Source organism: Aeromicrobium sp. YIM 150415 (genome assembly GCF_016918125.1).
GTDB classification, from domain to species: domain Bacteria; phylum Actinomycetota; class Actinomycetes; order Propionibacteriales; family Nocardioidaceae; genus Aeromicrobium; species Aeromicrobium piscarium.
The window spans coordinates 149,554-164,697 of the sequence record NZ_JAERWM010000011.1 but is presented as its reverse complement, the minus strand read 5'-3'; the positions used below and the strand labels follow the sequence as shown (position 1 = coordinate 164,697).

At 68.3% G+C, this 15,144-nt stretch carries 10 protein-coding genes; 3 read left to right on the top strand and 7 right to left on the bottom strand.

From position 1 onward, the window contains the following. Positions 1-12 precede the first annotated feature (12 nt). On the bottom strand, positions 13-2,205 hold the full coding sequence (locus tag JL108_RS08335; RefSeq protein ID WP_205197853.1) for a thiamine pyrophosphate-dependent enzyme: 2,193 nt from the start codon (positions 2,203-2,205) through the stop codon (positions 13-15). 160 nt (positions 2,206-2,365) lie between these two features. Between JL108_RS08335 and JL108_RS08330 the strand changes: the two genes are divergently transcribed. After that, positions 2,366-3,058 carry a GntR family transcriptional regulator gene (locus JL108_RS08330; RefSeq protein WP_205197852.1) on the top strand — a complete coding sequence of 231 codons (693 nt, stop codon included), beginning with the start codon at positions 2,366-2,368 and terminating at the stop codon, positions 3,056-3,058. 108 nt (positions 3,059-3,166) lie between these two features. Here the strand turns inward: JL108_RS08330 and JL108_RS08325 are convergent, their stop codons facing one another. Next, on the bottom strand, positions 3,167-5,992 hold the full coding sequence (locus JL108_RS08325; RefSeq protein ID WP_205197851.1) for a helix-turn-helix transcriptional regulator: 2,826 nt from the start codon (positions 5,990-5,992) through the stop codon (positions 3,167-3,169). 306 nt (positions 5,993-6,298) lie between these two features. Between JL108_RS08325 and JL108_RS08320 the strand changes: the two genes are divergently transcribed. Continuing rightward, positions 6,299-7,303 (top strand): aldo/keto reductase family protein, encoded by a 1,005-nt coding sequence (locus JL108_RS08320; RefSeq protein WP_205197850.1) that lies wholly within the window; start codon positions 6,299-6,301, stop codon positions 7,301-7,303. Between the two features lie 113 nt (positions 7,304-7,416). On the opposite strand, the gene JL108_RS08315 is transcribed toward JL108_RS08320, so the two are convergent. Together JL108_RS08315 and JL108_RS08310 are read right to left on the bottom strand one after the other, a co-directional pair. Continuing rightward, positions 7,417-9,609: a 3-hydroxyacyl-CoA dehydrogenase NAD-binding domain-containing protein gene (locus JL108_RS08315; protein WP_205197849.1), complete on the bottom strand. Its 2,193-nt coding sequence runs from the start codon at positions 9,607-9,609 to the stop codon at positions 7,417-7,419. A 30-nt stretch (positions 9,610-9,639) separates the two neighbouring features. Next, positions 9,640-10,854, bottom strand: a complete 1,215-nt coding sequence (locus JL108_RS08310; RefSeq protein ID WP_205197848.1) for an acetyl-CoA C-acetyltransferase — start codon at positions 10,852-10,854, stop codon at positions 9,640-9,642. A 123-nt stretch (positions 10,855-10,977) separates the two neighbouring features. On the opposite strand from JL108_RS08310, the gene JL108_RS08305 reads away from it, so the two are divergent. Then, on the top strand, positions 10,978-11,691 hold the full coding sequence (locus JL108_RS08305) for a MerR family transcriptional regulator (protein WP_143914136.1): 714 nt from the start codon (positions 10,978-10,980) through the stop codon (positions 11,689-11,691). A 208-nt stretch (positions 11,692-11,899) separates the two neighbouring features. On the opposite strand, the gene JL108_RS08300 is transcribed toward JL108_RS08305, so the two are convergent. The 3 genes from JL108_RS08300 to JL108_RS08290 form a co-directional block, all read right to left on the bottom strand. Beyond that, positions 11,900-13,150 (bottom strand): ATP-binding protein, encoded by a 1,251-nt coding sequence (locus JL108_RS08300; protein ID WP_205197847.1) that lies wholly within the window; start codon positions 13,148-13,150, stop codon positions 11,900-11,902. Between the two features lie 101 nt (positions 13,151-13,251). Next, on the bottom strand, positions 13,252-14,064 hold the full coding sequence (locus JL108_RS08295; RefSeq protein ID WP_205197846.1) for an inositol monophosphatase family protein: 813 nt from the start codon (positions 14,062-14,064) through the stop codon (positions 13,252-13,254). Further along, a complete protein-coding gene (locus JL108_RS08290) occupies positions 14,061-15,119 on the bottom strand; it encodes an ABC transporter ATP-binding protein (RefSeq protein WP_205197845.1) in 1,059 nt (352 codons plus the stop codon). Before JL108_RS08290 ends, JL108_RS08295 begins: the two co-directional genes overlap by 4 nt. Between the last annotated feature and the right edge of the window lie 25 nt (positions 15,120-15,144).

The window sequence follows — 15,144 nt, the reverse complement described above, 5'->3', positions numbered from 1 at the left end:
TCCTCGATCCGGTCAGCGGGCGTGAACGCGGCGTGGATCGACGGCGCGCAGGGTCTGGGCGATGTCCTCGCGGCGTGCGAGCGCGGCGGTCTCCAGCGCCTTGCTGATGCTCGGGGAGGCGATGCCCCCGGTCACCCGCTGCACGGGCTGGTCCAGCCAGTCGAAACAGCGCCGCTGGATCTCATCGGCCAGCCATCCCCCGTAGGAGGTACTGCGAGCACCCTGCTCGACGATGACCACGTTGTTGGTGCGGCGGACCGACTCTTCGATCGTGTCCCAGTCCACGCTCGCGCGGTCCAGCCAGCGCAGGTCGATCACCTCAGCCGACAACCCCTCGACCTCCTCGGCCGCCTGGAGCGCGAGGTCGACCATGTTCAGATAGCTCAGGATCGTCACGTCGTCGCCGCGGCGGCGGATGGCCGCGCGTCCTACCTCCAGCCGATAGTCGCGATCGCCCGCCGGCACCGATCCGCGTGTGGGGTACAGGTCCACGTGTTCGAGCACCACCACCGGGTCGTCACAGGCGAGCGCGGCATTCATCAGACCGATGTAGTCCGCCGGCGTTGACGGCGCGACGATCCGCAGACCCTGCGACATCGCCAGGACCCCCGCCGGATCCATCGAGTGCTGCGAACCATAGCCGGTTCCGGCCGCCACCTTGCTGCGGATGACCACCGACACCGGATCGTCGCCACCGAACATGTGCCGGGCCTTGGCGATCTGATTGAAGATCTGGTCGGCCGCGACCCACATGAAGTCGGCGAACATCAGCTCGACCACCGGTCGGTATCGGCCGTCGAGGGCGATGCCTCCCGCGAGGCCACAGAAGGCGTTCTCGCTGATCGGAGTGCCGAGGACGCGGTCGGGAAAGGCATCGGCGAGTCCACGTGTCGCCCCATTGGTCCCGCCGTTGAGGCGGTGGATGTCCTCCCCCATGACGACGACCCGGTGGTCGGTCTCCAGGCGCCGACGCATGACATCGGCGACCACCTCGACGAAGCCGGCCTCCTCGACCTCTCGGTCCCAAGTGGACGGCTCCACAGGCTCGACATCCGCCAGCTCGCTCAGGTCACCCAGCACCCCGACATCCACGAAGTCCGCATCGGGCCAGCGCTCGGGACGGATCCGGCGTTCGCCCGGCTTGCCGTCGGGCACCGGTTCGAGCAGGTCATCGGCGAGATCGTCGAGACGACGGCGCACCGAGGCCTCGAAGTCATCCAGCCTCGCCTGGTCGGCGATGCCCCGGTCGATCAGCCGTCCGGCGACGAGCGCGATCGGGTCGCGCTCGCGCCAGGCCTTCTCCTCCGCCTTGTCCCGGTACCCGAAGGCGCTGCCGGGGAAGGGCCCGTTCTGGTGGAAGTACCGGTAGACATCGGCCTCGACGACGACCGGCCCCTCCCCCGCGCGGAGCCGTGCCAGCGCGGCCTCCATCGTCAGGTGGACGGCGAGCGGGTCCATCCCGTCGACCCGCCAGCTGGGGATGCCGAACCCCGGCCCGCGGGCGGAGAGTCGCACCTCGGCGCTGGACTCGGCCACCGTCGTCGCCACCGCGTACTGGTTGTTCTCGACGAAGAAGCAGACGGGCAGCTGCCAGGCCGCCGCGAGGTTCAGGCTCTCCAGTGCGGAGCCGATGTTCATGGCCCCGTCGCCGAAGTAGGCGACCGAGACGTCATCGGTACGGGCCTGACGGTGCGCCCACGCGAAGCCGAGGGCCTGGGGAATCCCGCCTCCGACGATGGCATTGGTGCCCATCGCGCCGGCCTCGCTCCATTTCAGGTGCATCGAACCGCCGCGCCCGCGGCAGTAGCCGTCGGCCAGGCCGCAGATCTCCGCGAGGGTGCGCCGCAGCACCTCGACGACCTCGCCGCTCAGGTCGGGATCGAGGGTGGGCTTCTCCTGCACGTGGCGCAGTGCCTTGGCGAGGAACTGATGGTGGCCCCGGTGGGAACCGTTGACGGTGTCGGTGCTGCGCAGGCCGATGATCGAGCCGACCGCCCCGCCCTCCTGGCCGATGCTCGAGTGCGCGGGCCCGTGCACGAGGCCCGCCGCTGCGAGCTCGAGGACCTTCTCCTCGAAGAGCCGGATCACGATCAGCTGAGCCTGCATGCCCTCCAGCAGAGCCGGGTCGGCAAGGGCCCAGTCGTCGTCATCGGTGCGGATCTCCACCCACGGTGCAGCAAGGTGGAGTTCGGTTGACTGGCTCACCGATCCTCCTACGATCTGATCCAAAACAACGGTTGAGGGCGGCAATGATGCTCCCCGTCGGGATGATTCAAGCAGATTGGATCCAATCTGTGAAGAGCCTGCGGGTGCTCAGCGGTTCCACGGGCCTGCAATACTGGGTCCGATCAAGGAGGTGATCGCGGTGGAGACCGACCGTTTCGCCAGCGGACGCGTGGTCGATCTGCTGCGGACTCGCATCCTCTCCGGTGAGCTCGCCCCGGGGGCGCGCATCCGTCAGGACCAGATCGCAGCCGAGATCGGATCCAGTCGGCTCCCCGTGCGCGAGGCCCTGCAGATCCTGCGACATCAGGGGCTGGTGGAGCTGCGGCCCAATGCGGGCGCCCGGGTCATGGCCTACGACCCCGCCGAATGCGATCTCGTGTATCGCGTGCGTGAGCGCGTCGAGCCGATCGTGCTGGCCGAGAGCGCACCGCGGCTCTCCCCCGAGACCCTCGACGAGATGGAGGCGATCCAGCAGCGCATCGAGGCGGAGCGGAATCTCGCATCCTTCCTGGAGCTGGACCGGCGATTCCACCAGCTCAGCTACTCGGCCTGTCCGATGGCCTCGATGATCGAGATGGTCGATCGGTTCTGGGACACCACCCAGCACTATCGCCGCACCTATTCGCAGCTGATGGGCGAGGACGGCTGGGACGCGGTCGACGCCGAACACCGGCTGATCCTCTCGGCCCTCCGCGACGGCGAGACGCAGATGGCGGCCCACGTGCTGGAGGGGCACATCCGCCGCAGCCGGCTCCGCCTCGCTGCCGACCCCGAGGCCTTCACCGCCGACCAGGGCGGTGACTTACGCACCTCTCGCTCGCGAGGGCGGTGACTTACGCACGTCTCACGGCCAGCGAGAGGTGCCCCACCCACCGCTCCGGCACGCGAGGGGTGCGTAAGTCACCGCCCGACGACGGGGCGGGTGGATCGGCGATGTCACTCAGGTGAGTAGGCCGCGGTCGCGGGCGATGGCGGCGGCCTCGGTCCGGGAGGAGGCTCCGAGCTTGGCGAGGATATTCGAGACGTGCACCGAGACCGTCTTGCGGCTGATGAACAGCTGACCGGCGATGTCCCCATTGCTCCGGCCGACCGCCACGAGCTCCAGCACCTCGTGCTCGCGTGCCGTCAGCTCGCCGGCCGACACGGGTGCGGAGCCGAGCCGTCGAGCGGCCCGGAGCAACGGCTCGGCGCGAAGCCCATGAGCGGTGGCGAGGACATCGTCCACGAGTCTCTGCGCCGCAGCCTGATCCCCCGCGGCGGCGAGGACCGTCGCCAAGCCCAGCGCGCTGCGGGCGGTCTCGTAGAGATCGCCGAAGGAGGCGAAGAGCTCGTGGGCGGTCGTCCACGAGCGCGCGACCTCCTCCAGCGCGGGGGTCGTCGTGGTTCCCGCGCGCCAGCGCATCGAGGCGAGTTCCGCCGTCAGCCGCGCGGCCCAGGCCCGACCCTCCGGCCCCATCTCCGCATGGGCCTCCACCGTCGCCGCTCCCGGCACCGCGATCCTCTCGGCATGGTCGAGGAGGTCGCGTCGGCGCGACGCCGTCGCCCCATCGACGTGCCGGGCGATGGCCGCGATCGTCACCGCACTGGCCCGCACTCGCGCGGGCGCTTGCGGTTCGCGCCAGAAGGTCTCCAGCGAGACGGCCAGCGCGTCGTGGGCCTCCACGATCTCGTCGACTTCCTCGGCCATCTCGATGAAGGCGATGCCCGAGTGGATCGTCAGCGCGATGTCCCGGGGCCACCACGCGTGGTGGCGGGCGATGGTGGCCTCATCTGCCCGCTCGCCGCGCGCCGCGCGCACGCTCATGACCACGGCGTCCATGCACATGTGGGCGGTGCGCGGTGCGTCCTCGGGCAGGACCGCGAGCTCGACGACGGTGTCCCATTCGCCACGCAGATAGCACACGACCGCACCGTAGAAGCGCCCGTCGAAACCGAACGGGGACCACGGCCGGCGGGTCTGCTCGGCCCGCTGCTGGCCCGCGGCGAAGTACTCTCCCGCGCCGGCCAGGTCACCTCGCCCGAGCCGGACGAAGGCCAGGTGATGCAGCCCCCGCAGCTCGGCCATCAGGTCACCACGACGACGCGAGTCCTCGACCAGCTTCGTGAATCGCTCGTCGAGCGTGCGATCGCTGTTGCTCGCCCGATGGACGATGCGGTCGAGGGTCGTCTGCGCGTCTGCCGCCGCTTCCTCGTCGCCCAGTGACTCGGCGGCACGCAGGGCACGTTCGGCGAGTTGAAGTCCCTGGTCGTCGCGCCGGACCGCCCAGGCTGCCCGCGCACCGACCACCTCGGCACGCATCCTCGCCTCGACATCGTCGGTCTCCTGGGCGTACCGCAACGCCTCCTCGGCGAGCTCGATGAGCTCGTGGTCCGCGACATTCTGGTAGTAGCCGACATCTCCCGCCAGGGCCGCGAGCCGGGTGGCGTCGGCCGGACTCCACCCGGGGCGGGCTCGTTCTTCCACGAGGAGACGCGAGGCGCTGCGTGTCCGGCCGGCCGCGAGGAGCGAGTCGACCGCCGCTCGCACGAGCGCGTATCGGTGGTCGTCCTCGACCAGGCTCAGCGCACGGATCCGGTGCTCGGCGGCCTCGGCATGGGCGCCGACGCGGGTCGCCTCCTCGGCCGCGAGCACATCGGCTTCGAGCGCGACATCCCGCCGGTCGATCGCGTGCGCGTGCATCGCGACGTGCGCCGGACGGCGATCCGGGTCGCGCAGCAACGCGTCCAGGAACGCCGTATGCCAGCGCTCCCGCTCGCCGGGCAGAAGATCCTCGTGCACGGCCTCGGCGATCAGCGCGTGGCGGAAGCGGAAGGTGCCGTCGCGACGTCCGGGTTCGAGGACCTTGCGATCCACCGCCTCTCGCAGGGCGTCGTCCAGGCGCGACGGGGCCCAGGATGTCGCGGCACTCAGTAGGGAGATCGTGACGCGTCCTCCCGCACAGGCCACCGCACGGACCGTATCCCTGGCGTCGGCGCCGAGCTGGTCGACGCGCAGCAGGAGGAGATCGGCGAGCTCGGCCGGGATCCGGTCGCCGCTCAGTTCGGCCTCGAGGAGTTCCTCGGCGTAGAAGGCGTTGCCCTCTGCTCGCTCCACGACGGCGTCCACGGCATCGTTGAAACGACCGGCGCGGGTGACCAGCAGTCGACGCACCGCCTCATCGTCGAGGGAACCGAGCTGCACGCGACGCACCTGCGGCAGCCTCGTCCACTCCGCGAGGGGTGTTCGCAGAGGATGCCGGCGGTGGAGGTCATCGTTGCGCACCGTCGCCAGCACGCTCACCGCCGACGAGTACCGGCGCGCGAGCATCACGTGCACGAGACGCCTGGTCGACTCGTCGGCCCAGTGCACGTCCTCGACGATCACCAGCACAGGCCGGTTCTCGCCGAGTCGCTCCAGCGCGCGAACCCATCCGCCGATCACATCGGACGCCTCGTTGTCGGCATCGCCGCCGCCGACGAGGGCGCGCAGCGACGGCGCGGCGGCGATCAGCTCGTCGCGTACTGCCGGTTCGGCAGCGTCGACGATCTCGGCCAGCGGTTGGAACGGCAGCGCGCCGCCGACGTCCAGGCAGTGGCCGAGCACGACCAGGAAGCCGGCGTCCGCGGCGTCGACAGCGAGTTGCCGCACCAGGCGGGTCTTGCCGATCCCCGCGTCACCGCCGAGGATCACCGCTTCGCGGGCACGGCTCCTGTCGAGTCCGAGGGCATGACGCAGCTCTTCGAGCTCGCGTTCGCGTCCGACGAGTGGTGTCGTCTCCATGCCCATGAACCCATCTTCGACGATACGTGTGCATGCTGGTGCGCGAGGCGCTCTCGTTGGACGGCCGTGACGTAACTCTGCGGATCGAGAATCATGCTCCGAGCCTCGGCTCCTGAGGTAGGCCCCGACATCGGGCAGTTGCCCCATCTTCGGCCTCTCCCTACCTCAGACACCCGAACGCGTTGAGTGTGTGGGTACCTCCCACGACGGAGCTCGGCGGAGTCCAAGGGGGAACGTTTGGACGGTGATAACCCCGATTTCGCCGTCCAAACGTCACACTCAACGGGTTCGGGGGCGCGCTAGCGTGGAGGCATGGAGTTTCGATACCTCGGCAACAGCGGGCTGAAGATCAGCGAGATCATCTACGGCAACTGGCTCACGCACGGATCGCAGGTGGAGAACGACGTCGCCACCGCGTGCGTCCGCGCGGCACTCGATGCCGGTATCACCAGCTTCGACACCGCCGACGTTTACGCCGCGGGCGCGGCCGAGCGCGTACTCGGCGAGGCCCTCAAGGGTGAACGCCGGTCCTCGCTGGAGATCTTCACCAAGGTCTACTGGCCTGCCGGGCAGAGCGGCCCCAATGACGTAGGCCTCTCGCGCAAGCACATCATGGAGGCCATCGACGCCTCCCTGTCGCGCCTCCAGACCGACTACGTCGACCTCTACCAGGCGCACCGCTACGACTACGAGACGCCGCTGGAGGAGACCATGCAGGCCTTCGCCGATGTCGTGCGCGCCGGCAAGGCCCTCTATATCGGGGTCAGCGAGTGGACCGCCGATCAGATCCGCGGCGCCCACTACCTCGCGAAGGATCTCGGCATCTCGCTCATCTCCAATCAGCCGCAGTACTCGATGCTGTGGCGGGTGATCGACGAGCGTGTCGTGCCGACCTCCCGCGAGCTCGGGGTGTCGCAGATCGTCTGGTCGCCGCTGGCCCAGGGCGTGCTCACCGGCAAGTACACGCCCGGCGGCGAACTGCCCGCCGGATCACGCGCCACCGACGAGAAGGGCGGTGCCGACATGATCAAGCGATACATGAATGACGACACCCTCGAGGCGGTGCAGCGGCTCAAGCCGATCGCCGACGGCCAGGGGCTCTCCCTCGCTCAGTTGGCGTTGGCCTGGGTGCTCAGCAATGACAACATCGCCGGGGCCATCATCGGAGCCTCACGGCCCGAGCAGGTCGCCGACAATGTCGAGGCCGCCGGCCGGACCCTCGACGCCGGCACCCTCGCCGCAATCGACGACGTCCTCGGCGATCTGCCCGAGACCGACCCGGACAAGACCCGCTCCCCCGCCACGCGCACGCAGTGAGGCTCGACCTCCAAGGAAGTTCAAACTCTGTCAAATTTTGAACTTGACGTTCCGGCGGAATGCCGATGGCCCCGGACTCGTGAGAGTCCGGGGCCATCGTCTGGAGCCGTGTGTCAGGCGAAGTTCTCGCCCGCGGCCGCCTTGTCGAGCAGCAGCTTCGGCGGAGCGAAGCGATCGCCGTACTGCTCGGCGAGCTGCTGCGCGCGCTCGGTGAACGCCTGGATGCCGATGCGCCCGTCCGCCGCCTCGTAACCGTTGGCATACTGCAGCGCACCGCCGTGCAGGGGCGGGAAGCCGATACCGAAGATCGAGCCGATATTGGCGTCGGCGACGGTACGCAGCACGCTCTCCTCCAGGCACCGGATGGTCTCCAGGCTCATGATGAACAGCAGCCGCTCCTGGATGTCCTCGACCGGGATATCGACATCGTCCTTGACGAAGAGGTCCCACAGGCCCGGCCAGAGGTACTTCTTGCCGTCCTCGGGGTACTCGTAGAAGCCCGCGCCCCCAGCCTTGCCCTTGCGGTCGAGGTCGACGAGCTTGTTGACCACGTCCATCGCGGGGCTGTCCGGGAAGGCCTTGCCGTCGTCCTCGGCGGCCTTCTTGGCCTCGGCGTTGATCTTCTGCGGCAGCGTCAGCGAGACCTCGTCGATCATCGCGAGCGGCTGACCGGGGAAGCCGGCGAGCGAGGCGGCGCGCTCGATGCGGACCGGGTTGACGCCCTCACCGAGCAGCTGAGCGCCCTCCATCACCAGGGTGCCGAAGACCCGCGAGGTGAAGAAGCCGCGGCTGTCGTTGACGACGATCGGCGTCTTCTTGATCTGCTTGGTGTAGTCGATCGCGCGGGCGATGGCCTCATCGGAGGTCTTCTCGCCGACGATGATCTCCACCAGCGGCATCTTGTCCACGGGGCTGAAGAAGTGGATGCCGATGAAGTCCTCAGGCCGCTTGACGCCCTGCGCGAGCAGGGTGATGGGCAGCGTCGAGGTGTTGGAGCCGAGCAGGGCATCGGGCTTGACGACCGGCTCGAGGTCGCCGAAGACCGAGTGCTTGAGCTCGACGGACTCGAAGACCGCCTCGACCACGAAGTCGCAGCCTTCGAGGTCGGCGTAGTCGGCGGTCGGGGTGATGCGGGCGAGCACCTCGTCGGCGGCCTCCTGCGTCATCCGGCCCCGCGAGACGGCCTTGTCGAGCAGGTTCTTGCTGTAGGCCTTGCCCTTCTCGGCGGCCTCCAGCGTGACGTCCTTCAGCACGACCTCGATGCCGACCTTGGCCGAGACATAGGCGATGCCCGCGCCCATCATGCCGGCGCCGAGGATGGCCAGCTTGGCGGCCTTCGTCTTCTCGATGCCGTCCGGCCGCGACTTGCCGGCGTTGATGGCGCCGAGGTCGAAGAAGAAGGCCTGCGTCATGTTCTTGAACTGCTGGCCGACGAGCAGCCCCACGAGATAGCGCGACTCGATCCGGCTGGCGGTGTCGAAGTCCACCTGTGCGCCCTCGACCGCGGCCGACATGATCGCCTTCGGCGCCTTGTAGTCCGCGCCCTTGACCTGCTTGCGCAGGTTCGAGGGGAAGCTCGGCAGGAAGGCCGCCAGCTTGGGATTCGAGGGAGCGCCGCCGGGGATCTTGAAGCCGCGTGCATCCCACGGCTGCGTGGCGGCCTCAGCGTTACCGGCATTCTCGTTCACCCACGCGGCTGCCCGGTCGAGCAGCTGATCGGCGGGGACGACCTCGTCGACGAGGCCGATGCTGAGCGCCTTCTCGGGCTTGTTGCGCTGGCCCTGGACGAGCACCTTCATGAGCGCGTCCTGGATGCCGAACATCCGCACGGTGCGGGTCACGCCGCCACCGCCGGGCAGCAGGCCGAGGGTGGCCTCCGGCAGACCGATCTCGTAGCGGCCCTCCGCGGCGATGCGGTGGTGGCACGCGAGGGCGATCTCCAGGCCGCCGCCGAGCGCGGCACCGTTGATGGCCGCGACCACAGGCTTGCCGATCGTCTCGAGCTTGCGCAGCGTCGCCTTGATCGACTCGACATTGGTGAAGAGCGCCTCGGCGTCCTCGGGCCTGGCCTTGGTCATGAGCTTGAGGTCGCCGCCGGCGAAGAAGGTCTGCTTCGCGCTGGTGACGATGACGCCCTTGATCGCATCGCCGTCGGCGGCGATCTCCGAGGCGAGACGGTCGATCGCGGCCTCCATGGAGGCGCGGTAGGTCTCGTTCATCGTGTTGGCGTTCTGGTTCGGGTCATCGATGGTGAGGGTGACGATCCCATCGGCCACGTCGTAGCGGACCGCGTCAGTACTGGTCATGCGTGTTCTCCTGTGAAGTCGGTCCGGCGGTCAGATGCGCTCGACGATGGTGGCGATGCCCATGCCGCCACCGATGCACAGCGTGGCCATGCCGTAGCGCTTCTGGCGGCGCTCCAGCTCGTCGACGAGGGTGCCGAGGATCATGGCTCCGGTGGCACCCAGCGGGTGGCCCATCGCGATGGCCCCGCCGTTGACATTGGTCTGCTCGTGCGGGTAGTCGCCGAGGTCGCGCATGAGCTTCATCGCGACGGCGGCGAAGGCCTCGTTGATCTCGATGAGGTCGATGTCCTCGATCGACAGGCCGGCCTTGTCGAGGGCCTTCTGGCAGGCGGGTCCGGGGCCCGTCAGCATGATCGTCGGCTCCGAGCCGATCACCGCGGTGGAGACGATGCGGGCGCGCGGGGTGAGCCCGTGCTTCTTGCCCGCGGCCTCGTTGCCGAGCATGACGAGCGCGGCGCCGTCGACGATGCCGGAGCTGTTGCCCGCGTGGTGCACGTGGTTGATCCGCTCGACGTCGACGTACTTCTGCAGCGCGACGGCGTCGAAGCCGCCGAGGTCGCCGATGTCGACGAAGGAGGCCTTGAGACCTGAGAGCGATTCCAGTGTGGTGCCCTCGCGGACGAACTCGTCGTGGTCGAGCACGGTCAGTCCGTTGTTGTCCTTGACGGGGATGACCGAGTTCTTGAAGTAGCCGTTGGCGATGGCCTTGGCGGCGCGGGCCTGCGACTCGACGGCGAAGGTGTCGACATCCTCGCGGCTGTACCCCTCGATGGTGGCGATGAGGTCGGCGCCGATGCCCTGGGGCACGAAATCGGTCTGGAAGGAGGTGCGGGGGTCCATCGCCCAGGCGCCGCCGTCGGAGGCCATCGGCACGCGGCTCATCGACTCGACGCCGCCGGCGATGATGAGGTCCTCCCAGCCGGACTTGACGCGGGCGGCGGCCTGGTTGACCGCCTCGAGGCCGGAGGCGCAGAAGCGATTGAGCTGCACGCCCGCGGTCTCCTGGGCGAACCCGGAGGCCAGCACGGCGGTGCGCGCGATATCGGCGCCCTGGTCGCCGACGGGGGAGACGACGCCCAGGATGACGTCGTCGACCTGGTGCGGGTCCAGGGAGGAGTTGCGCGTCTGGACCTCGTCCAGCAGACCCGTCACGAGATCGATGGGCTTGATCTCGTGGAGCGAGCCGTTCTTCTTGCCCTTGCCACGCGGTGTGCGGATGGCGTCGTAGACGAAAGCTTCGGTCATGACCGTCCTCGATTGCGGATAGAGACACTGGCGCCACCTGCCTGGTGTGCGCCGCTGTCCTCGATTGTGACACCATTACTGTCAGAGTGGTAGCGCCGGGGTGAGCGAAGTGGAGACAGTCCTATGACCGATGGTGATCCGAGCGAGAATCTGAGCGTGGAGCAGCTGGCGTCCCGCGTGGGGATGACGGTGCGCACGGTGCGCTTCTACGCCGGACGCGGGCTCATCCCCTCGCCGCGCCGCGAGGGGCGGCACGTCTTCTACGGTCCGGACCATCTGGCGCGGCTGGAGCTGGTGCGCGAGCTGCAGGCCCACGGGTTCACCCTCGCGGCGATCGAGGGCTATCTGGAGAAGATCCCCGCGGACGCGTCGCCCGCGCAGGTGGCCCTGCACCGCACACTGCTCGCGCCGTGGAATCCCGAGCTGCCCGAGACGCTCACCCGCGAGCAGCTGGTCAAGCGCGCCGGGCACGAGCTCACCGACGACGATCTGGAGCTCTTCGCGGCCCTCGGCGTCATCGAGCCCACCCCCGTCGAGGATGTCTTCAGCGTGGCCACGGCACACCTGGGCGTCGGCGTCGGGCTGCTGGAGATCGGTATGCCGCTGGAGGCCGCCCACGAGGCGCGACGAATCTTCACCGATCACGGCACGCAGGTCGCCGAGGAGCTGACCGGGCTGTTCAAGCGCGCGGTCTGGCCGCACATCAAGCAGTCGGGGCAGACCGCGGAGGCCACCGCCGTGATCGAGCGCTTCAAGCCGCTCACCATCGCCGCCCTGGTTACCGCCTACGAGCAGGCCGTCGACGAGATGAAACGCGAAGCCGTCCGCCGCCGCTAACGGGCTTATCCCCTGAGCGCGGACGCCCGATGCCCTCGCACGAAGGCATCGGGCGATCGTCCTCGTTCATGGACAAGCGAAGCGGGTCGCTCCCCCGGCCCCGGATCTCGCTCCGGCACGGCTACGCCCCTTGTGTGCTGGTGCCACTGCGTCGATAGTGGACGGCCTTTGACTGCCCGACCAAGATCTGGTCAGGGTCATCGCCGAACTACGCCCAGAGCCGCTCGATAGGGAGCGAATGGATGCGATCATCCACTTCGTAGCCCACGTGACCGAGGTGGAAGGCGATACCCGCAGCGAAGGCAGTTCCAAGCCGATCGCGCAGCTTGCGCAACCCCGCGAGCTGCTTCCCGTCGACTCGTTCACCCGCCTTGACTTCGATACCCACGACAGTCCCGTCGTGACGCTCAAGAACGAGATCAACCTCTTCATCATCGCGCGTGCGCCAGTGGCCGGCGGAAACCAGCGAGTCCATCCAGGTGGTCTGCCGAATCACTTCCTGTACGACGAATGATTCCAGCAGGTGTCCGAACTCCGTCATCGACGATGGGTCGAGACGCTGCAATTTCTCGCTACTCAGCCGGAGCAGATGCGCCCCGGTGCCAGAGTCGACGACATGCACCTTCGGCGCGGACACGCTCCGCGACGATACGGTGGTGCCCCATGCCGGCAGTGCGTGGATCAGAAACAGTGACTCCAACAGTTCGATATAGGCGGTAGCCGTGTCTCGTGATACTTCAAGCCCTTGAGCGATCTTGTTCACATTGAGCAGTCCGGCCGTCTGGCCGACGATGCGCGTGAGGATCTGCCGCAGGTCGGACTTGTGATGGATACGTCGGATCTCTCCGGCGTCTCGCTCCAATGACTGTCGAACATGCCCTTGTAGCCATCGTTCGCGGGCATCAGCAGAACTCGCGGAGATCGCGAGCGGCATACCTCCACGCATTACCCGGTCGATATAGTCTGCTCGCGTCGCCCTCGCGGGTATCACCGTATGAGGAACGTCCGACTCGAAGGCACGCGCGACGAAGTGGTTGTCAGTGCCGTCGATCTCAGTCTGCGTGAACGGCATGACCGGCATGCGCTGGATGCGGCCCGTGAGGGCCTGGGTGCCTTTCGGCAGGGAGTCGTAGCTCGCCGACCCAGCGAGGACGAACATACCGGGGCGGGTATCGCGATTCAGGCGCGCTTTGATCGCGTCGAGCAGCGAGGGCGCGCGCTGGTACTCGTCGATGAGGACAGGCGTTGCGCTGCCGACGAGTGCGGTCTCGTTCTCCTGGGCAAGCAGCCGGAACTGTGCTTGGTCGAGATCGAAGATCGTCTGCTCCTCAGGCAGAGCGAGCTCAGCAAGGAGTGTGGACTTGCCAACACTCCTTGGTCCTTCGAGCAGCAGCACCGGCGTCTCACCGAGACGTTGTCGAAGTACCGGACTCAGGCGGCGTGAGATCAGTCCGACCATACTCCGAGGCTACACTAAACTCGGATCTAGCCGCACCATTTTCTCGGATCTAGCCGCACCATTTTCTCGGATCTAGCCGCACCGAGCTGCGAGTCCGCGGGTCAGGCCGGGTGGATCCAGTCGATGTGGGAGCTGTCGAGGCCGGGGGCGGTGACGAGAACGCGGTCCACGTCCATCGGATTCCCGACGGGGTCGCCGAGGACCTGGCCGGCGGCGTCCCACGCGACGATCGTGCACCCCGATGCGGCGGCGAGCTGGAGTCCCGCCGCGACATCCCAGGGGTGGAACTCGTACTCGTAGGTCGCCGCCGCCCAGCCTGCCGCCACATAGGCGAGGTGCAAGGTACAGGCCCCGAGCCGGCGGACGGCACGGAAGGAGTCCAGCACAGTGCGGCAGGAATCGAGGATCGAGTCGGGGAGACCCGATCGTTCGTAGGGGGCATTGGTGAGGATCTCGACCTCACGGGTCGCGAGGCTCTGCTCGGGCCAGCGGAACGGCACGCCGTCGACCAGCAGCTCGTCGCCCGCGGTGTGGAAGGTCGCCCCGAGCACCGGCTCGTGCACCGCGGCGGCCAACGGCTCGGTGCCGCGCAGCGCGGCCACGGAGGTGGCGAAGATCGGCAGGCCGGAGGCGAAGTTGGAGGTGCCGTCGATCGGATCGATGAGCCAGGTGAGCTCACCCTCCCCGTACCAGCCACCCTCCTCGCCGAGCACCCGCGAGGAGGGCGCGCCGGACAGGATCCGGTCGACCACCACCCGCTCGACCCGGGCATCGGCCTCGGTGACGATGTCGAAGTGGCCGTCCTTCTCGGTGACGCTCGCCGCGGTGCGCGGACGGTCACGGAAGGCCTCGGCGGCCAGCTGCCCGCCGGTCACGGCCACCTCCCGGGCGAGCTCCTGCAGCGAGCTCGTCATGCGTCCGCCGGGACGATCCACAGCGGCGTGTTCGTCAGGTCGATGGACAGCCGGTCACCGATGTTCAGCGTGCCGCGGTGGGCGTACTCGTGGTCGATGATCGTGCAGGCGGCGCCGGCGATCCGCAGGTGGTACTCGATGTACGAGCCCTGGAAGACCACCTGCTCGACCGTCAGCGCGCCCTCGGGATCAGGCCGGAAGGCGACGTTCTCGGGCCGCAGCACGCAGGAGACACTCTCGCCGGCGGCGACCTGGGGTAGGTCATCGGACGTCATCCGTGCTCTCTGCCCGTCGACATCGACGACGATGCCGGCGGCGGTGCTCTCGACGACGGTGCCCGGCACGATATTCGCCTTGCCGAGGAAGCGGGCGACGAAGGAACTGGCCGGACTGCGGTACACCTCGCGGGCACTGCCGCGCTGCTGGATCACGCCGTCCTTGAGCACGACGATCTCGTCGGCGATCGCGAGCGCCTCGCTCTGATCGTGGGTCACATAGAGGCTGGTGATGCCGAGACGCTGCTGGATCGCGCGCAGGTCCACCCGCATCTGCTCGCGCAGCTGGGCGTCGAGATTGGAGAGCGGCTCGTCGAAGAGCAGCACTCGCGGTTCGGTGACCACCGCGCGAGCGAGCGCGACGCGCTGCTGCTGGCCACCGGAGAGCTGGTTCGGGGCCCGCTTGGCGTAGTGCCCGATCTGCATGAGCTCCATGACCTCATCGACCCGGCGCCCGGCGTCGGCCTTCGCGACTCCCGCGACCGAGAGCCCGTAGGCGACGTTCTCGCGCACGCTCATGTGCGGGAAGAGGGCATAGGATTGGAACACCATGCCGATACCGCGGCTGTTGACCGGCCGGCGCGTGACATCGGTGTCGTCCAGGCGGATCGAGCCGCTGGTGGGCGTCTCGAAGCCGGCGAGCATCCGCAGGATCGTGGTCTTGCCGCAGCCGGAGGGGCCGAGCAGGGTGACCAGCTTGCCCTCCTCGATGGTGAGGTTCAGGTCGCTGACCGCCGCGACCACCTCGCCCTTGTCGTGCGACGGGAACAACTTCGACACGCCGTCGAAGGTGACTGTTGCCACC